Origin of the sequence: Exiguobacterium sp. s193 (genome assembly GCF_018618755.1) — a bacterium.
In the GTDB taxonomy this organism is placed as follows: Bacteria; Bacillota; Bacilli; order Exiguobacteriales; family Exiguobacteriaceae; genus Exiguobacterium_A.
Genome location: NZ_JACSMR010000004.1, coordinates 41,939 through 60,205 on the forward strand (window position 1 = coordinate 41,939; position 18,267 = coordinate 60,205).

Genomic DNA, 18,267 nt, shown 5'->3' on the forward strand with positions numbered 1-18,267 from the left:
ACAGCCCCCTCGTTTTTATTGGGGGCTGTTTCAGTTTGTAGACAAACTTTTATGAAGTGTGAACATGTTATAACGAGAGGCAATCCGGTCGCGCTTCCCTGTCTCGCCTCGTCTTCAAAGCGGCAATCGTCCGCGCCGCTACAGCAAAGCTGCAGGGTCGCGACGGATTGCGCTCTAAACCGTCTGCCATCCCGGCTTTGCGTCACGACGTTACCTAAAAAGCGTCGCGTTTCGTTGACTCCTACGGGGAAAAGTGCGTTTTTAACGCACTTTTAGAGGCAGGCAAGACCCTGCTTCTTGTCCGTGAGGATCAAGGAGCAACGGCTTGCGCCTCGCCCGAGGAAAGCAACGAAAAAAGACGCTTAATCTCTCGATAACACTTTGTCTAAAGTCTGAACAGCCCCCGATAAAAACCAGGGGGCTGTTTTTTCATGAGGTTGTGATACTCTCGACATCATTTTGCGTGAGCACGTCCAGTAGACGTGCTGGTGATAAATCCGTCTCAATCAACTGACATAATGGCTCTTGTCCGATTTGTACTGCAAACTGACTAAGCTCTGATGTTGTCAGTCCTAAATCAAGACTCGTGATTGGCTGTCCGTTTTTTTGCAAGTACATCCGCAACTCGTCGTATGCTTCACTCTCTCCTAACAACTTCTCCTGAATCAAGAGACCATATCCAACCTTACTTCCATGCAAAATCGAATGGGTGGATGCAAAAGGCGACATCGCATTGTGGACACCATGACCAATCGCCCCTCGCGTCGCATCGTCACCAAATCCGCCGACACTCCCCGCTAACGGAATGATGGTTTCCACCAAGTGTTCGATGCTAGGGGAATATTCATGGAAACGTTCTTGACTGATCGGTGTCTTTAAAATCAAGTCTTTGCACTGCTCGGCAACCCGTAACGCCATTTCGATGATTGGATTTGCTACTGTGACTCCACTTAACGCACGTGCCTCATACCATTTGGCAAGGGTGTCCACGAGACCCGCAACAAAATAATCGTAGGGACTTGCCGACAGAATCCGATGATCGAGTAAAAGTGCCTCGATGACGACCGGTATCGTATCAAAACGAAGGTACTGTCCTTGTGCGTCGTACATGACGCTAAGTGGCGTCCACGGGGCACAATTCGAAACAATCGTCGGGATAGCGATTAACGGTCGATTTAAACGAACGGCAACTTGTTTCGCCGTATCAATCAGGGAACCTCCCCCGAGTGCGATGAGGACGTCATACTCCCCACACGCCTCCGTTAACTGGGCAACTTGCTCGTCCGTGCAATGTCCTTGAAATCGGATTTTCGGAAGCGCAGGCAAGTAGGACGCTGATGCCTGTAATGCTTTTTCTCCATGCAGAAGGATTGCACGTCGCCCATCGAGTAAAGGCATCAGATGCTCAACGGCCTCTTTCTCATGTATGTATTGCAGCACTGCCTGACGAATCATCTGAATCCCTCCCATATTTTGTTATTGCTCAGTATACGCATCACCGCCCTTCGTTTCAACCCTTCATTTCATTCGATTTTCATGGCGGACAGGCGTACACTAAGTAAGAGAAGAGGATGTAACGAAGGAGGAAGTGAATCCATGCAACAGGTCACACTAAATAACGGTCTACAGATGCCGCAACTCGGCTACGGTGTCTTCAAAGTTCCGGAAGAAGAAGTCTATCAAGCAGTCCTTGAAGCATTACATGCTGGGTATCGTTCCATCGATACGGCAATGATTTATGAAAATGAAGCAGGCGTCGGACGTGCATTACGCGATTCCGGTATCCCGCGTGATGAGATCTTTTTGACGACAAAAGTGTGGAATGCCGATCAAGGGTATGCAGAAACGCTCGCTGCCTTTGAAACAAGCGTCACTAAACTCGGCGTCGATTACGTCGATTTATATCTCATTCATTGGCCGATGCCAAATGACAATCGTTATGTCGAAACGTGGCAGGCACTCGAAGAACTTTACAAACAGGGAAAAACAAAAGCAATCGGTGTCTCGAACTTCCACATCCCCCACTTAAAACGGATTTTGGAAGAAGGAACGATTGTCCCTGTCGTCAATCAGATTGAGTTGCATCCCTTCTTAAATCAGGAAGAGATTCGCCTGTTTTGTAAGGAGCACGGGATTGTGGTCGAAGCATGGAGCCCGCTCATGAAGGGACGAGATGCGTTGACGGATCCGGTCATCACGCAGATTGCAGCTTCTAAAAACAAAACGCCAGCCCAAGTCATTCTGCGCTGGCATCTTCAACACGATGTCATTGCGATTCCGAAGTCTGTGACGCCAAGTCGAATTCGTGAAAATTTAGCAGTCTTCGACTTTGAGCTTTCAGCAGATGAGATGCAACAAATCGATGCGTTGAATCAAAATCAACGGACCGGTTCGAACCCGGACGAGATGCATAAAAAATAATCAAAAAGGGAGGCGCCGTTTTCGGCACCTCCCTTTTAATCACTTCTTCAAGAGCGGATCAGCGATCGAGATTGTTTCCGTGATCCTGCTTGGCCACATCATCCGATTGATCCGTCGACTGTCGTTTCCGTTCGTCCTCTTGTTCGGAGTCAAGTCGTTTAAAATCATCATCTCGGCGCATCGCGATATCCGGCTTGCGGTCTTCTTCTACCTTCGCACGATTGATGGCCTGCTCATCTTGCGGCATCTTATCCGTTCCGGCACGGTGTAAATCGACTTCAGCATGTTCTTCTTTTGAATCGCGGTCGACGTCGAGAGCATTTCCTGTGCCAAGTTGCGCATTCGAATTCGAGTCACTCGATGTGTGCGTTTCATCATAGCTTCCGTAACGGACTTTCACGTCTTCATGCGTATTGTCCGTATTGAGATGGGGGTCGAACTGGATGTCTTGTACTTCAAGCAACAATACGAATCCGCCACCCTCGACTTCCGTCTTACGTTCTTCTACTTCTTCCGTCGATAAGTCGAGTGATTCGAATAATTGATCGACTTCTTGATCGCGCCCTTTGTTGCCACGGATTCGATCCATCCATGATGGTTTTGTCGCAGCGATTTCTGCATCCATTTGACTGCGGACGAGTTCGATATCTGATTTTTCTTTGACGATGACATAAAAATCTTCTTCACGGTGTCCCTGAATATGCAGTTCGTCCATTTTCGAGATTAATTCCTCTTCCGAATAGTACGTACCGATGTATTGTTTGGTTTTCACACGAATCTCCCCTTATGTCCGTTTTTTGTTGTATAACGTATCCTTATAAGGAGTATTTCCTAATTCCGTCTAAAATATGCCAACAAGTCGGTTCTTCCCCGAAAAAATAATCTAATTGATATGTTTATTCGCCGATCAGCTTTAATCCAACGGTCGAACTCAAGATTAGACCGATGCAGAGCACACGTTTCCAGTCTTTCGCTTCATGATAGAAAATCATACTGAGCACCGTTCCGCCCGCGGCACCAATTCCTGTCCAAACGGCATAAGCCGTTCCCATCGGTAACCCTTTCATCGCGAGTGTCAGAAAAACAAAACTCAAGCCGAACCCAGCAAACATCAATAAACCATTCTTGATCGTCTTATTTTGATTAAACGTATTGATGAAGACAACACCTAACATTTCAAACAATCCGGCAATGACAACAAATAGCCAGCTCATGCTTCCGCCTCCCCACTCACTAATTTCAATCCGATGACACCTAATAGGAGAATACCAATCAATCCGAGCTTCATCACGGAAGCCTCCTGATCAAACAAGACAATATCTAAGATGACCGTTCCGACCGTCCCAAGGCCGACGAATACGGCATACACCGTTCCGACCGGCAGATGATTACTCGCCTTAATAAGGACGGTAAAGCTGATGATGATGCTGATGATCGTACCAATCCACTCGAGTGCGCTGTCGGCATGTTTTAACCCTACGACCCAAGATACTTCAAAAAACGAGGCCACTACTATACCTAACCAATATTTCGTCATATTCTTTCCTCCTTCATCCATCCTAAAACTACAAAAAGCCCGGAAGCAGGCGTCTAAACGCTCTACTCCCGGGCTTTTATCCCTCCGTTGCATGAGGTATACTCATGTGCCTCCCTCGGTCCAAGACTACGTCACCGTACGGAACCCTAGAGGCTAATTGATTCATTCGATGTCTTCACCCTAGCACGCGGGATTTTACGTGTCAAACAGGAGAATCGACATCTTTTAGCCAATATATAGTAGTGAATCAACTAAAGAGGAGGATCTCATCATGCGCTATAAAATCAATGATCAACTTCGGATTCGACGTTTCACACCTGAAGATTTGGAGGCCGTCCACTCATACGCTTCCCAACCAATTGTCAGTCAATATCAATCATGGGGTCCGAATTCTGAAAGTGACACGAAACAATTTTTACATGACGCGCTCGAAAGTGAACTTGAAAGTCCACGCCGCCGGTATGTATTTGCCGTGACTTTCCCGGATGATCATGTCATCGGAGCCGGAGAACTCATCATTACAGATATCGAACATAAAATCGCTGAGATTGGATATATCTTATCCCCTGACGAATGGGGAAATGGGTATGCGACATCGATCGCGACGTTTTTACTTGAATTCGGATTCGAGAAATTAAATCTCCACCGGATTACGGCAACATGTGATCCACGGAACGTCGCTTCTGAACGTGTCCTTCAAAAAGTCCGGATGACACGCGAAGGTTTGTTACGCGAAACGGTTTATCTAGAAGACCATTGGCGGGATTCCCTGCTTTACGCCATGCTCGACTGGGAATGGCAAATCGATCATGAAGAAGAATGACCACCCTTCCTTTAACGTGCCCGGATGGATTTCAAGAGAAATCCGTCCGGCTTTTTTTGTATATCCATTACCTTTGTAACGTGTTCCCATTTTTTAGTTCATTTTTACTATTTCTGATATCACGCTCTTTTTCCAAAAAGAAAGTGCTAAACTTATCTTTAACTACACTAAATTACAATATTCATGATTGGAGCGTACTGAATGAAATCTTATAAACACTGGTTCACAAGCATCACGGCATCCGTCATGTTGCTCGGCTCTCTCCCTTTACAAGGTCTTGCGACGAATCCGCCGACTGAAGTAGCAGAACAAGCGGAACAAGCAACAGGAACGAAGTACACGGTCTCTGCAACAGCTGTTTTTGAAACGGCTGACGAAACAACCCTCGTCGAGACATTACCGATAGCGACAGCTGTCGAGACGTTTGGTACAGACGGCCTCTTTACACGGATTTCACGTGATGGTGTATACCAGTTCGTCAAGACGACTGAACTAGCGGAGCAACCGACCTATCCAAAAGTTGACTCACAATACATAGCAACATTGACGCCGTCGTATGCGACGGCTTCGACCGAAACACCAACCGGCAAATCGATTGCTCAAAATACGTTAGTCGATACGCATGGGACGTCAGGTGCGTTCACTCGGATTAAACAAGGAGACAGCTATGTCTTCGTCTTAAGCAAATCCTTAAGTAAGACACCGGTTTATGAAGAAACGGGCAATCAATTTGCCCAGCAACAAACGGCAATTTATTCGGATGCCGATGCGGCAAGTAAACCACTCGGAAGTTATCCCTTAAATGCCGCCGTCAAAACGTATGGTACATCAGGCACATTCACCCGCGTCCAGTTCAATGGTGTGTACGGCTTCGTTCTTACCAAACACCTTGGCTTAAAGAAAGTCGAATCATATCCTCTGACTGGAACAAAATATGCACAGAAAAAAACATCGATTTACGAAGCGGCTGCAACCGGTCCCGTTCTCGGAACGTTAGCGTTCAACCAATCCGTCGAGATTTATGGAACGTCCGGGCTTTATTCCCGCGTCCGGATCAATGATACATACGGATACGTATTGACGGCACACCTCGGTGACTCCGTCGTCTATGCCAAGACGGACCGTCTCTACATTCAACAAACAACGCCGATCCAGACCGAACCAAACAGCTCAAGCACGGTCCTGAAAAATCATCAGACGAACACGCTCTTAACGGTTTACGGGACGAGCGGCGCCTACAGCCGGATCATCTTCCGCGGCGAATATGCCTACGTCCTGACGAGTTCACTTGCAAAGTCGAAAGTCTACGCGAAAACGGACCGTCTTTACATTCAACAAACGACACCGATTCAAGCCGAACCGAACAGCTCGAGCACGGTCCTTAAAAATCATAAGAAGAACACACGCTTGACGATTTACGGGACGAGTGGTGCCTACAGCCGAATCATCTTCCGCGGCGAATATGCCTACGTCCTGACGAGTTCACTCGACGCTACGAAAGCAGGGATTTACGCGACGACGGGAACACGTTACGTGACGGAAGACAAAGTAGTCGTCCATCCGAAAGCCAGTCTTAGCGGGAACATCGGGACATTAAAAAAAGGAGCGCTCATCACGACGTACGGAAAAAGCGGTTACTATACGCGGGTTAAAGTCGGTTCACGCTTCGGATTCGTTGATTCGAGTCGTCTCGGATTAAATAAGCCGACAGCTAAAGCAAAAGTCGGGACCGTCTTTTATGTCCACTTCAATCAGACCCCGCTCTTTTCTGCTGACGTCGCCTACAGTCGCCCGGCGAGTCACTTAAGCAAGGGAACAAAATTGATCGGATTAAAATCGATTGATGATGATTTCTGGCAAGTCCGCCTGCCGAATGGTCAAACGGGTTATGTCCTCAACCCTTATATCGGAACGAGTAAACCAGACATGCGGTATAACGAACAAGCCATCAACCGTTCAAAGGTCTATACGGTCAAAACTACGACCTCGTTTTTTGACACACCCACTAGTCCAAAAGGTGCCGGTCTGGTCGAACAAGGCAAGCGGGTATACCCGCGCTACCGTGTCGGCAACTTCTACGTCATCCAGTCGGGCTGGACACCCGTCTATATTCCGGTGACAGCACTTGCTGTGACAAGTGAGACAAAAGTAAACAAAAAAAATAACTCACGTGGCGAAAAATTGATTCAGGCAGCTGTCGCGCATATCGGGACTCCCTACACTTGGGGCTCACAAAACGTGGAAAATGGTGGATTTGATTGCTCCGGTCTGATCCATTATGCGACGAACCAAGCCGGAAAATACGGCGGGCGGACCAACGTCCGCGGCTACTGGTACGGAGCATTCTTTACGAATCAGCGAACAAGTATCGGTTCCGGAAAACGCTCGGATATCGTGTTCTTCGAAAATACGTATACGGACGGTCCCTCGCATATTGGGATCATGTTAGATAGTAAACACTTCATCCATGCAGGGGGATCACAACTGCAAATCAGTTCGATTTATGAGCCGCGCTGGCGTGAACATTTCCTCGGTTTCAAATCGATGTAACAAGCGAGCGCAAAAAAACGGACCTTCCCTAACACTCGGGAGGTCCGCTTCTTTTAGCTAAAATTAAAATGTCATTTCAGCGTATTTCGTGACTTGGCGATCGATTAAGTACAATTCGATTTGCTCACGATATGCTTTATAGTGGTCCGAAGCGATATGTGCTTCTAACGCCTCTTCATCCTGATAGACTTCATACAGCATGAATTGATGTTCATCTTCAATTGATTGATGTAAGCTATAACGCAAGCATCCCGGTTCGTTTTGTGACGCTTTATAGACTGTACTTAAGATTGGAAAGACTTGATCGGCTAAACCTGCTTTAACTGTAATGACCGCATTGACGATAATTTCTCCCATGACTGAATTCCTCCTCATTATTCGTTACTTCTATCTGTACCCGTTTTACGGAAAGTCATACCTCAAAAATCGGAAAGGATGATTATGATGCAACAGCAACTCTTCACTCAACTCGATCAACTCGAACAAGAAATCATTGAGCGGCGTCGTGATTTTCACCGCCACCCGGAACTGTCTTTCCAAGAAGTCCGGACACCAAACGCCATCGCCTCATTTTATGAAGCACTCGGTTTACCGTACCGTAAAAACGTCGGCGGTACCGGAATCGTTGCAACGCTCCAAGGAAAATATCCGGGGAAAACCATTGCAATCCGGGCTGATTTTGATGCGCTGCCTCTACAAGAGCAAACGGACCTCACCTTCCGTTCAATTCATCCAGGCGTCATGCATGCGTGCGGACATGACGGACATACGGCGATTACACTTGGTCTTGCCTCGGCCTTTACGGCAATCCAAGAAGAACTCCAGGGAACAATCGTGTTCATCCATCAGCACGGGGAAGAAGTTTTCCCGGGTGGCGCCATTCAAATGATTGAAGACGGATGTCTCGACGGAGTCGATGCGATTTTCGGTACGCATCTCGAAAATGATTTGCCTGTTGGAACAATCGGTTATCATGCGGGACATACCCTTTGCGCCATCGATGAATTCGAAATCGTCGTCCACGGACAAGGCGGTCATGCGCAAGCGCCACATAAGACACAAGATGCGCTCGTCGCCGGAGCGCAACTCGTCTGTAATCTCCAGCACCTCGTCAGCCGTCGGGTCGATCCCTTTTCACCCGCCATCGTTGCAATCGGTTCGTTCCATGCCGGGACGGCTCCGAACATCGTCACCGGTGAAGCACGAATCGTCGGTGAAATCCGGACATTTGACGAAACACTGCGGCACCAGTTACGCCAGGAAGTCGATTTAGTTGCCCGGACGACGTGTGCCGGAATCGGTGCCAGCTATTCCATCGACTTTACGACCGGTTATCCGTCTCTGTGGAACCATCCGGCAGAAACGAGCCTTGTCAAAGAGGCAACGGCATTTTTAGGTGAGGCCCACGTCAAAGAACTTAAACCGATGATGGCAGCAGACGATTTTGCGTACTACTTAGAGCGCGTACCGGGAAGCTACTTCTTTACCGGCTCTGCCAAAACGGACGGAAGTTCGATTTATCCCCAGCATCACCCGAAATATGAAATCGATGAACAGGCACTGCTCATCGGCGCAAAAGCTTTAGGCGCAACCGTCCTTCATGCTTTACAATCTTAAGGATTGACTTTCACGTTTTAGAGATGCTATCATCACATCAATGATAACGAATTTAATCAACTTCATATAACACTTATCAAGAGTGGACTGAGAGATCTGGATCGATGACGTCCCAGCAACCTGCCTTCAGTGGCAAGGTGCTACGACCAGCAAAGCGCAAGCTTTGGTTGATAAAAAGCGACGACTCCTTTTGCAACCAAGCAAAGGAGTCGTTTTCGTTTTCTCGCTGTCAGAGCACGAATCATTACAGGGCGAAAAACGCCGGCGGAAAGGACGAGATACGATGGAAAAAGCAACATTCGCAGGAGGCTGTTTCTGGTGCATGGTGACACCCTTCGAGGAATTACCGGGGATTCATGGAATTGTTTCCGGTTATACGGGAGGACAAATCGAAAATCCGACATACGAACAAGTAAAAACAGGTACGACCGGTCATTCGGAGGTCGTCGAGATTACATTTGATCCGGCGTTATTCTCATATGAGCGGTTACTTGAACTCTATTGGCCGCAAACGGATCCGACAGACGCGGGCGGACAGTTCCAGGACCGTGGCACACAATACGCTCCTGCCATCTTTTATCATACGGAAGAGCAGCGCCTTGCTGCGATTGCTTCACGTGATGCGCTTGCTGCGAGCAATCGCTTTAAGCAGCCGATTGTCACTCGGATTGAAGCGGCACAAGCCTTCTATCCGGCAGAAGACTATCATCAAAACTTCCATAAAAAGAATCCCGAGCACTACAAAAAAGACCGTAAGGCATCAGGCCGCGATGCCTTCATCGATGTCGCCTGGAAAGAAGAAGTCTCTGTCTAAACTAAAAAAAGCCCGCTCTTCACGTGGGCTTTTTTGTTTGCAAATAAACGCTTATGAAGCGTGCATATGCTATAACGAAAGACAATCAGTTCGCGCTTCCCTGTCTCGCCTCGTCTTCAAAGCGATTCGAGACGGATTGCGCTCTAAAGCTACTCTATGATTTTTCTCTGCGGTATACCCTGAAAGCTTCGTTTTTCGTTGACTCCTACGGGAAAAAGCGCGTGAACACGCGCTGCCAAGAGGCTGGCAAGACCCTGCTCGTTGTCCGTGAGGATCAAGGAGCAACGGCTTGCGCCTCGCCCGAGGAAAGCAACGAAAAAGGGAGAAGCTTCCCCCACCCCACGTTCCTTTGTCTGCATGCTTATGTAGTCAAAAGTTTTCAATTGTCTTTTCGATAAGGTAGCCTAAAAGGTTTTGATTTCTGTCGACTCTAGTTATTCATCGCATTCATCAGTGTATTTTTATGCTGATGCGCTAACTTAATCAATTCAAAATCCCCCGTACTCATTTTGGCTTTGAGGGTTTCAACTTCCTCCCACGCTAACTCATACTGTTTTTTATCAATGATTCCTTGAGATAGAGCATCTTCCAGTTCGTCAGCATCCATTACGTATACGTCTCCTGACGGCAACAGAACGATGTCTAAAAATAAGTCCTCCCACCACGGACTTCCATTACTGAAACCATTCTGCAAACAAATATCTATATACCACTGCACGATATTTCCATCAGCATCAAACATTATCGTAACAGCATGGTGTGCATTTGACGGGAACTGCTGAAGCCACATATAACCATTATCCAAAATACAGACCTGTTTTCCCCCATAACGAACGTTTAAGGGATGTGATACTTGAATCGCATGCAATAATGTCGCATGCCCCTTAAACTCTTCCGTCTCGATTAACGACTGTACGTAGGACCTCTTGCTGATCCGCTTCCAATCCGAACGTTTTCCATCTTTCCGCTTCAACATCTTCAGTCGCCCCATTCAACCATTACGATACCTTTTCCGACAACTCATCCGAAGCTTCGATTTCTACGACTTGATATCGTTTCAACACAAAGATACCGGCTAACATCACAAGCAATCCAGCGACTTGTCCGAACGAAAGCTCAAGCTTCGGTAAACCGAACCAACCGAATAAATCGACACATAATGCAAAACTCAGTTGCGAAATCAAGACGACCGAAATCGCAATCGATGGACCGAGCAGCTGAATCCCGCGCATCACACAAAATACGACTCCGACTCCGACCAGACCACCAAATAAATACAGCGGTTCGACCGTTTGAATGTTCGAGAGTGTGCCACCCCGAAATACGAGTAACGCGAGCAGTGAACCAACGAACCCGACAAAAAAGACGAGGGTCGTCGTCGCCCATGCTCCGAACGCATGACTCATCCGGGCATTCAATACCGTCTGTAAACTAATCATCATTCCTGCCGTAATCGCACAAAACATACCTAGTCCCACGCTATCCCCTCCTTATTCGTAACTGTTGCCATTCGCTTTTTCTTTAATCCGCTCTACATCTAAAATAATGATTTTACCGCGTCGTCTCGCTAAGATTTCTTCGTCACAAAGTGTTGAGATGATGCGGTTTAAATGACGGTAACTCGTCCCGAGCCAATCGGCGACGTCATGGAGATTCGACGTTCGCATCTCTTGATAAAACAGACTGTCGGAAACATCCGAGGTAATCGATAACAAATATCCGGCAAACCGTTCTTCGACCGAGTAGAGGACGTGGAACGATGCTGATTTTGAGTCCGCATACCACTTGGTCGTAATGACCCGCAGTAAAAATTGTAAAAAGGTATTCGTCGTATTGTGCTCACGTAAGATCGCATACGGAATGCTGAGTGCCACGACGTCCGTAATCACCTCGATGGTATTCAAGACTTCCCGTTCATTGATGTATTCCGCGTCCCCAATCACCGTCATCGCCTTTTTGAAGCGTAAAATCCGTTGTTTCCCTTCAGCCGATGCTGCAGAGATTTTAATTTTCCCTTCGACGATGAAATACATCCGGTCAATCGGTTCACCGGTCACACATAATAATTCCCCTTCCGAAAACGTCTCAATCCGTAAATAAGATTTACTGGTCTCCGTAAAAATATTCGCTAAGTCGTATTGTTTTAAGTAAGTCTCAATCGTCTGCATAGGTCCTCCTTTTAGGACAATGAAAAAATCGCGACTCCGGCAAGCATTAAACTGATCCCAATCCATTGTCCGCGATTACTCCTTTTTTTGATGACAACAAACCAACCGTTCAAATCAATTACGAATGCACATAAAATTTGTGCGACGAGCAACAAACACATCGCCCACGTCATGCCAAGTAACTGAATCGACGTCAGTTCGGTCACGACGACGAGTACTCCAAGCAATCCACCACTGGCGTAGAGGAGCGGAAGCTGCCGAAAGCCGCCGATTGTTCGGTCGCGGACCACACTATAAATCGCTAAACACCCCATCAATCCGACAAAATGAACGATTGTCACCGAAAACCACGGACCAATGGCATCTCCTAAACGGGCATTAAAAATTCCCTGCAACGCAATGAACAGTCCGCTCATTAATGCGAATATAACTCCCTGCACTTCAAAGGACCTCCTTTTGTTTCTTCTGTTATGAGTAGACACTATTTTCACCTCGTCTGAAAAGGACAAATGTCCCGTTTTAAAAAATTGTATTAAAAAAAAGACGGATGGCCCGTCTTCAGTGTGTAGATAATCGATTAAGAGGAGTAAACATGCGATATCGGGATGCAATCCGTTCGTGCTTCCCCGTCTCGCCTCGTCTTCAAAGCGGTAGTACCTAAAAAGCGTCATGTTTCGTTGACTCCTACGGGAAAAAGTGCGTTTTTAACGCACGTTCAGAGGCAGGCAAGACCCTGCTCGTTGTCCGTGAGGACCAAGGAGCAACGGCTTGCGCCTCGCCCGAGGAAAGCAACGAATAATGACGCTTAGTCTCCGATTGCACATTGTCTACAGTCCAAAGACGGATGGCCCGTCTTCCCAGGAACAATCCACCTTACTGATCCATTACATGTAATCCGCCCGCACCCGTTCAATTTGCTCAAATGCCTCCCGCTGCATCCGTTCGAATAATTCGGAAACGGTCGGAATATCTGCAACCAGACCGGACACGAGGCCGGCATTGACATACCCGTTGACCTCGTCACCATCGATCGCCCCCGTCACGTGATACGCTTCTGTCGTCTTCGCGTTAAACTCGTCAAGCGAAGAAACACCTTGTAGTGCCGTGACGTACGGTCCATTTAACACACGCCGGACACGACCGACGGAACGCCCGATGATTCGTGTCTCAAGATCCGTCGCCCCCACGAGATGGTTCTTGTAGTTCGGATGAACGACTGCTTCTTGCGTCGCAATCAGCCGCGTACCGAGTTGAACACCGACTGCACCAAGCATCCAAGCGGCTGCAAGTCCACGACCGTCTCCAATTCCACCGGCCGCGACGACCGGAAGTCTGACGTGATCGACGATTTGCGGAACCAGTGTCAGCGTCGTCAGCTCGAGTGGAGAATTAATTCCTGCCGCTTCCATACCTTCCGCGACAAGCAAATCGACCCCGGCCGCTTCTGCCTTCAGCGCATGTTTGACCGACGCGACGACCGCAATCGTCGTAATACCGGCGGACCGTAACTGTTTCATGTAAGGTGCTGGATTTCCGGCGGATAGGGAGACGACCGGAATCTGTTCCGACACCGCTAATTCAATCAAGGCTTCCGTATGTGGGGAGACACCAATCGCAATGTTCAAGGCAAACGGGCGCGTTGTTAATTGACGGGTCTGTTCAATCAACTGGCGGATTTCTTCCGGCGCACGTGTCCCACAACCGAGTGTACCTAAACCACCGGCATTCGAGACGGCTGCCGTTAAGGCGGCATGACTGACATTTCCCATTCCGCCTTGGATGATCGGAACGCGGATTTGCAATAACTCATCTAATCGAGACATCGTCTTCCTCCAATCTGTTATGTAAGAATGGTATACTAAGTAAGACTGAATTGAAATTCATTAATCGGAAAAGAGGGGTTTTTTATGAACATTCCATATCGTGATACGGCACCCAGACTTGCGGAGACCGTCTTCGTTGCGCCGGGAGCATTCTTAATCGGCGACGTGACGATCGGTGAAGAATCAACGGTTTGGTTCAACGCCGTATTACGCGGGGATGAAGGACCGATTACAATCGGGAAGCGTTGCAGTATCCAGGACAACGCGACGATTCATTTATACGAAGGGGCACCTGTCATCGTCGAAGATGAAGTGACGGTCGGACATAATGCGATTCTCCACGGCTGTCGCATCGGCCGCAGATCCATCGTCGGAATGGGGGCGACGGTCCTTGATCATGCCGAAATCGGTGAAGAATGTATCATCGGTGCCAATACGTTGATTCCCCCGGGCAAGAAGTTCCCACCCCGCTCTTTGATTGTCGGGTCACCCGGAAAAGTCGTCCGTCAACTGACACCGGCCGATCTCGAGATGATTCAGGAATCAATTGACTCGTATGTCGATAAAGGCTATGCCTTTCGGGAACAGCTCGGACAGACACACGAAAAGTGAACTTCCAGCGGACCAGAGTTCACCTGTAAAAGATTCATTTCTCAATCGACGCTGCGGAAAAGCGCAAGAAGACTTGCGCTTACGACCGCTCCGCAAACAACGGATGTTCCGACGCATCGTAGTCGGAACTTTTTTGTGTCACGTCGTGTGTCTCTTTAAAGATCGACTCAAAAAATCGGCTGGCTGGTGCCGCAAGCAGACGGTAGTATTGTTCGAATAATACAGCCGCATGATGACCGTTCCAGGCATCAGGAAGTAACTCTTGCGGCAGGCCAGGATCCGTAAACAAAAACTTCCGATACTCATGGACGAGCTTCGTCCGCTCGACAAAACACTGTTCCTCATCCATTTCTCCGAGTTGGATTTGACTTTGGTGGACGATGTAGCGCCGACTGTACTCGACGATGAATGCTTCGTACCGCGCTTGTAACTCGTCGAGCGGAAAAGCACGTTCGACGAGCGATTGATCTTGTTGCGGTCCGTGGTATTCGCCGACGAAAAAATCAACATACTCCGTAATCTGATAGGTCTCAATCAAACGGGTCGCCTCTTTTTCGAGCGGGTTTGGAGAAATCCAGACCCCGTTCGATAAGTTACCAAAACCACTCCACGTCAGTTCCTTCCGCAGTTCATCCCGAATCTGACGTTTTTCCTCGGGAATCGTATACATCAACGTCCGCCATTTGCCATCCCAGACGTGTGGCGTCGACTTGTAAATCCGCCGCGCCGCCTCTTCCATCCGTTCGACCCCACGGTCCGTCAGCGAATAAAAACTTTTTGTCCCTTGTTTTTCTGAAATCAGCCATCCTTGTTTGACCATTCGGGAAACGGCAACGCGAACGGCTTGTTCGTTATGTCCGAACTCTTTCAACAGCCGAATCAGACTTCCCACCCAAACCTGATTCCCGTAGTGCCGGATATAATCGCCATAAATCGTAAAAATCATCGATTGGGTATTCGCACTCATGTCATTCACTCTCTCTTTGATATAACGTTTTTTTGTGTACCGTTAGTATACGTGTTATTTCAGGTGGCGACCATCCTCATTTCCCTCGAAACTGTGGTGTTCGTTTCTCGGCAAAGGCGCGGAGTGCTTCGAGCCGGTCTTCGGTCGGAATGACTGCCTCATAAGCTTCCGTTTCAAGCCGTAAGCCTTCAGCGAGCGACACATCCATTCCGCCGTCAATCGCTTGTTTCGCCTGACGAATGGCAATCGGACCATTCCGGAGCATCGCTTCTGCAAGTTCAAAGCAAGCCGGTAATAACTCGTTACGTGTCGCAACGACTTGCGAGACAAGACCATATCGTTCTGCCGTCTCGGCATCAATTTTTTTCGCCGTAAAGATCAATTCTTTCGCCCGTGTCTCCCCAATCAGACGCGGAAGACGCTGTGTCCCACCCGCTCCCGGGATAATCCCGAAACTCGTTTCCGTCAGACCGACCAACGCGCCATCGACGATAATCCGGAAATCGCAGGCAAGCATCCACTCAAATCCTCCACCTAGCGCATGACCGTTAACCGCTGCAATCGTCGGTTGGGGCAACGCCGCGATGCTCGCAAAGACTTCACGGATTGCCAGGACATTGCGCCGGACTTCTGTTTCATTTAGTGTCACCCGCTCCTTTAAGTCGGCACCGGCACTAAACGCTTTTCCTGTCCCTGTAAACACGACGACCCGGACCGACTCATCTGCTTTGACGGCATCCACAAGTTCCTGTAGCTCGACCAGCGTCGGATAATCAAAACAATTCATCCGTTCCGGGCGGTCAATCCGAATCAGTCCGAGTTGTCCATTGCGTTCAACATGAATCATTTCAGTCCCTCCCGTTCGACAATCAAGGCGATACCTTGTCCGACCCCGACACACATCGTCGCCAGCCCGTATGTCTGGTTCGTCCGCTTCATTTCATGCAACAAGGTCGTCAAAATCCGGGCACCACTGGCACCAAGTGGATGACCGAATGCGATCGCCCCTCCATTGACATTGACTTTTTCCGCATCAAGACCAAGTTCATGGATACAGGCTAAACTTTGTGCGGCAAACGCTTCATTCAGTTCAATCAGGTCGAGTTCTTCAATCGTCAGTCCTGCGCGCCGTAACGCTTTTTTCGTTGCGTCAATCGGACCAATGCCCATGATGGCAGGTTCGACACCTGCCGTCGCACTCGCCCGGTAAAACCCGAGCGGCGTCAGTCCGAGTTCGCATGCGTGTTCTTCACTCATCAATAACAAGGCGGATGCACCATCATTGACGCCTGACGCATTCCCCGCCGTGACCGTTCCGTTTGGAAACAACGGACGCAATGTGCCAAGCTTCTCACGCGTCGTCTCCGGTCGCGGATGTTCATCTTGACTGACCTCAAGCATCGCTCCGCGTTTGTTTGCGTAACGAACAGGGACCATCTCGTCCTCAAAACGCCGACTGTCGATCGCCTGTTTCGCCCGCAACTGACTTGTATACGCGAAGTCGTCCTGGGCGTCCCGGCTGATGCCGTAACGCGACGCGACATTCTCCGCCGTTTCCGGCATCGAGTCGGTTCCGTATTGTTCGGCCAGCCGTTCATTGACAAACCGCCAGCCGATTGTCGTATCGTATAATGTTTGATTGCCACGTGGGAACGCAACATCCGGTTTCCCCATCACAAATGGCGCACGGGTCATACTTTCCGTCCCGCCGGCGATATAGACATCTCCTTCGCCTAAGGCAATTGCCCGCGCGGCTGCGATGACAGCATCCAGTCCGGAACCACATAGCCGATTCATCGTCGTTCCGGCGACACTGACCGGTAAACCGGCAAGTAAACCCGACATCCGGGCGACATTTCGATTGTCTTCGCCCGCTTGGTTGGCGTTGCCGAAGATGACCTCTTCAATCGTTTCAGGGGCAACTCGCGTGTTGCGGGCGAGTAAGGCTTCAATCACGACCGCTCCTAAGTCATCCGGCCGGACGTCTTTTAACGCCCCATTGTAGCGTCCGATCGGTGTCCGGACGGCATCGATGATTGCGACACGCCTCATGGTGCCTTCACCACGCTTTCCGTATAGTCATACACACCGCGTCCCGTCTTACGACCGAGCCGTCCCGCTTTGACGTATTGCTCGAGCAATGGAGCCGGACGGTATTTTTCTCCGAGCTTCTCATGTAAGTAACGTAAATTATGCAGGCGCGTATCGAGTCCAACTAAGTCTCCCAGTTCAAACGGTCCCATCGGATAATTCAACCCAAGCTTGATCGCCTTATCGATTTCCTCCGGCGTCCCAAGTCCTTCTTGCAGCATGTAGAAGGCTTCGTTACCGACGAGCGCACTGATCCGTGACGTGACGAATCCCGGGAATTCCTGAATGACGACCGTTTCCTTCCCCATCCGTTCGGCGACGTCCGTTAGCGCCGTCACTGTCTCATCCGACGTCTCAAGTCCACGGACGAGTTCGACGAGCGGCATCAGATGAACCGGATTAAAGAAATGCATCGCCATGACACGGTCCGCTCGCTTCGTAAACGAGGCGATTTCCGTCGGACTCATCGTCGACGTGTTCGTCGCGAAAAAACATGTCGGCCGGGCTGCGGCTTCAATCGTCTCGAAAACGGAGCGTTTGATGTCAAGCCGTTCCGGAACAGCTTCAATCACGAGATCAGCGTGTGCCGCGGCCGCTGTTAAGTCTGTCGAAAAACGAAGCTGGAGAAACAGTTGTTCGACTTCATCCGCCGACATCTTCCCGCGGACGATTCCTTTTTCGGCAATCCGCTCCAACTCCTGTTTGGCAGAAGTGAGCAAGGCCGTTTCGATGTCGACGAGTGTGACGCCAAACCCTTTTGCGGCTGCGACGTAGGCGATGCCACGCCCCATGACACCTGATCCAACAACGACGATCTGATTAATCATCTGAATTCCTCCTTATA

Annotated in this window: 20 protein-coding genes and 2 riboswitches; of the genes, 6 read left to right on the top strand and 14 right to left on the bottom strand. The window is 49.1% G+C overall.

Annotated features, from left to right (window positions below):
- Positions 1 to 429: 429 nt before the first annotated feature.
- Positions 430 to 1,455, bottom strand: coding sequence for an iron-containing alcohol dehydrogenase family protein (locus KNQ04_RS07475; protein ID WP_214848842.1), 1,026 nt, complete (start codon positions 1,453 to 1,455; stop codon positions 430 to 432).
- A gap of 141 nt (positions 1,456 to 1,596) precedes the next feature.
- On the opposite strand from KNQ04_RS07475, the gene KNQ04_RS07480 reads away from it, so the two are divergent.
- Complete coding sequence (locus tag KNQ04_RS07480; RefSeq protein WP_214848845.1) at positions 1,597 to 2,421, top strand: aldo/keto reductase; 825 nt, start codon at positions 1,597 to 1,599, stop codon at positions 2,419 to 2,421.
- Positions 2,422 to 2,479: 58 nt separating this feature from the next.
- Here the strand turns inward: KNQ04_RS07480 and KNQ04_RS07485 are convergent, their stop codons facing one another.
- The 3 genes from KNQ04_RS07485 to KNQ04_RS07495 form a co-directional block, all read right to left on the bottom strand.
- Complete coding sequence (locus KNQ04_RS07485; RefSeq protein WP_214848849.1) at positions 2,480 to 3,193, bottom strand: general stress protein; 714 nt, start codon at positions 3,191 to 3,193, stop codon at positions 2,480 to 2,482.
- Between the two features lie 124 nt (positions 3,194 to 3,317).
- Positions 3,318 to 3,635, bottom strand: a complete 318-nt coding sequence (locus tag KNQ04_RS07490; RefSeq protein ID WP_214848852.1) for a DMT family transporter — start codon at positions 3,633 to 3,635, stop codon at positions 3,318 to 3,320.
- Positions 3,632 to 3,958, bottom strand: a complete 327-nt coding sequence (locus KNQ04_RS07495; protein ID WP_214848854.1) for a DMT family transporter — start codon at positions 3,956 to 3,958, stop codon at positions 3,632 to 3,634. Before KNQ04_RS07495 ends, KNQ04_RS07490 begins: the two co-directional genes overlap by 4 nt.
- A 63-nt stretch (positions 3,959 to 4,021) precedes the next feature.
- Positions 4,022 to 4,119, bottom strand: a riboswitch (guanidine-I (ykkC/yxkD leader).
- Positions 4,120 to 4,229: 110 nt separating this feature from the next.
- Between KNQ04_RS07495 and KNQ04_RS07500 the strand changes: the two genes are divergently transcribed.
- Positions 4,230 to 4,781, top strand: coding sequence for a GNAT family N-acetyltransferase (locus tag KNQ04_RS07500; protein ID WP_214848857.1), 552 nt, complete (start codon positions 4,230 to 4,232; stop codon positions 4,779 to 4,781).
- Between the two features lie 201 nt (positions 4,782 to 4,982).
- Positions 4,983 to 7,331, top strand: coding sequence for an SH3 domain-containing C40 family peptidase (locus KNQ04_RS07505; protein ID WP_251136935.1), 2,349 nt, complete (start codon positions 4,983 to 4,985; stop codon positions 7,329 to 7,331).
- A 63-nt stretch (positions 7,332 to 7,394) separates the two neighbouring features.
- On the opposite strand, the gene KNQ04_RS07510 is transcribed toward KNQ04_RS07505, so the two are convergent.
- Positions 7,395 to 7,688: a putative quinol monooxygenase gene (locus KNQ04_RS07510; RefSeq protein ID WP_029332555.1), complete on the bottom strand. Its 294-nt coding sequence runs from the start codon at positions 7,686 to 7,688 to the stop codon at positions 7,395 to 7,397.
- Between the two features lie 87 nt (positions 7,689 to 7,775).
- Here KNQ04_RS07510 and KNQ04_RS07515 point away from each other — a divergent pair, with 87 nt between their 5' ends.
- Positions 7,776 to 8,948 carry a M20 metallopeptidase family protein gene (locus KNQ04_RS07515; RefSeq protein WP_214848860.1) on the top strand — a complete coding sequence of 391 codons (1,173 nt, stop codon included), beginning with the start codon at positions 7,776 to 7,778 and terminating at the stop codon, positions 8,946 to 8,948.
- Positions 8,949 to 9,018: 70 nt separating this feature from the next.
- Positions 9,019 to 9,125: riboswitch (SAM riboswitch) on the top strand.
- A 106-nt stretch (positions 9,126 to 9,231) separates the two neighbouring features.
- Positions 9,232 to 9,762: a peptide-methionine (S)-S-oxide reductase MsrA gene (gene msrA / locus KNQ04_RS07520; protein ID WP_214848862.1), complete on the top strand. Its 531-nt coding sequence runs from the start codon at positions 9,232 to 9,234 to the stop codon at positions 9,760 to 9,762.
- Between the two features lie 430 nt (positions 9,763 to 10,192).
- Here msrA and KNQ04_RS07525 read toward each other — a convergent pair whose 3' ends face one another.
- The 5 genes from KNQ04_RS07525 to KNQ04_RS07545 form a co-directional block, all read right to left on the bottom strand.
- Entirely contained in the window at positions 10,193 to 10,738 is a 546-nt protein-coding gene (locus tag KNQ04_RS07525) for a ribonuclease FAU-1 family protein (protein WP_251136936.1), read from the bottom strand.
- A 22-nt stretch (positions 10,739 to 10,760) separates the two neighbouring features.
- Entirely contained in the window at positions 10,761 to 11,240 is a 480-nt protein-coding gene (locus KNQ04_RS07530; RefSeq protein WP_214848867.1) for a DMT family transporter, read from the bottom strand.
- 12 nt (positions 11,241 to 11,252) lie between these two features.
- A complete protein-coding gene (locus tag KNQ04_RS07535; RefSeq protein ID WP_214848868.1) occupies positions 11,253 to 11,930 on the bottom strand; it encodes a Crp/Fnr family transcriptional regulator in 678 nt (225 codons plus the stop codon).
- An 11-nt stretch (positions 11,931 to 11,941) separates the two neighbouring features.
- A complete protein-coding gene (locus tag KNQ04_RS15750; protein WP_214848871.1) occupies positions 11,942 to 12,370 on the bottom strand; it encodes a DMT family transporter in 429 nt (142 codons plus the stop codon).
- A 444-nt stretch (positions 12,371 to 12,814) separates the two neighbouring features.
- Positions 12,815 to 13,753, bottom strand: a complete 939-nt coding sequence (locus KNQ04_RS07545) for an NAD(P)H-dependent flavin oxidoreductase (RefSeq protein WP_214848882.1) — start codon at positions 13,751 to 13,753, stop codon at positions 12,815 to 12,817.
- Between the two features lie 84 nt (positions 13,754 to 13,837).
- On the opposite strand from KNQ04_RS07545, the gene KNQ04_RS07550 reads away from it, so the two are divergent.
- Positions 13,838 to 14,365 carry a gamma carbonic anhydrase family protein gene (locus KNQ04_RS07550; protein ID WP_214848884.1) on the top strand — a complete coding sequence of 176 codons (528 nt, stop codon included), beginning with the start codon at positions 13,838 to 13,840 and terminating at the stop codon, positions 14,363 to 14,365.
- A 79-nt stretch (positions 14,366 to 14,444) separates the two neighbouring features.
- Here KNQ04_RS07550 and paaX read toward each other — a convergent pair whose 3' ends face one another.
- The 4 genes from paaX to KNQ04_RS07570 all read right to left on the bottom strand — a co-directional run bounded on the left by paaX (position 14,445) and on the right by KNQ04_RS07570 (position 18,250).
- Positions 14,445 to 15,332 (bottom strand): phenylacetic acid degradation operon negative regulatory protein PaaX, encoded by an 888-nt coding sequence (gene paaX / locus KNQ04_RS07555; protein WP_214848891.1) that lies wholly within the window; start codon positions 15,330 to 15,332, stop codon positions 14,445 to 14,447.
- A gap of 76 nt (positions 15,333 to 15,408) precedes the next feature.
- Positions 15,409 to 16,179 carry an enoyl-CoA hydratase-related protein gene (locus tag KNQ04_RS07560; protein WP_214848893.1) on the bottom strand — a complete coding sequence of 257 codons (771 nt, stop codon included), beginning with the start codon at positions 16,177 to 16,179 and terminating at the stop codon, positions 15,409 to 15,411.
- Positions 16,176 to 17,384, bottom strand: a complete 1,209-nt coding sequence (locus tag KNQ04_RS07565; protein ID WP_214848895.1) for an acetyl-CoA C-acyltransferase — start codon at positions 17,382 to 17,384, stop codon at positions 16,176 to 16,178. The genes KNQ04_RS07560 and KNQ04_RS07565 overlap by 4 nt, the downstream gene beginning before the upstream one ends.
- Positions 17,381 to 18,250: a 3-hydroxyacyl-CoA dehydrogenase gene (locus tag KNQ04_RS07570; RefSeq protein ID WP_214848897.1), complete on the bottom strand. Its 870-nt coding sequence runs from the start codon at positions 18,248 to 18,250 to the stop codon at positions 17,381 to 17,383. The genes KNQ04_RS07565 and KNQ04_RS07570 overlap by 4 nt, the downstream gene beginning before the upstream one ends.
- Between the last annotated feature and the right edge of the window lie 17 nt (positions 18,251 to 18,267).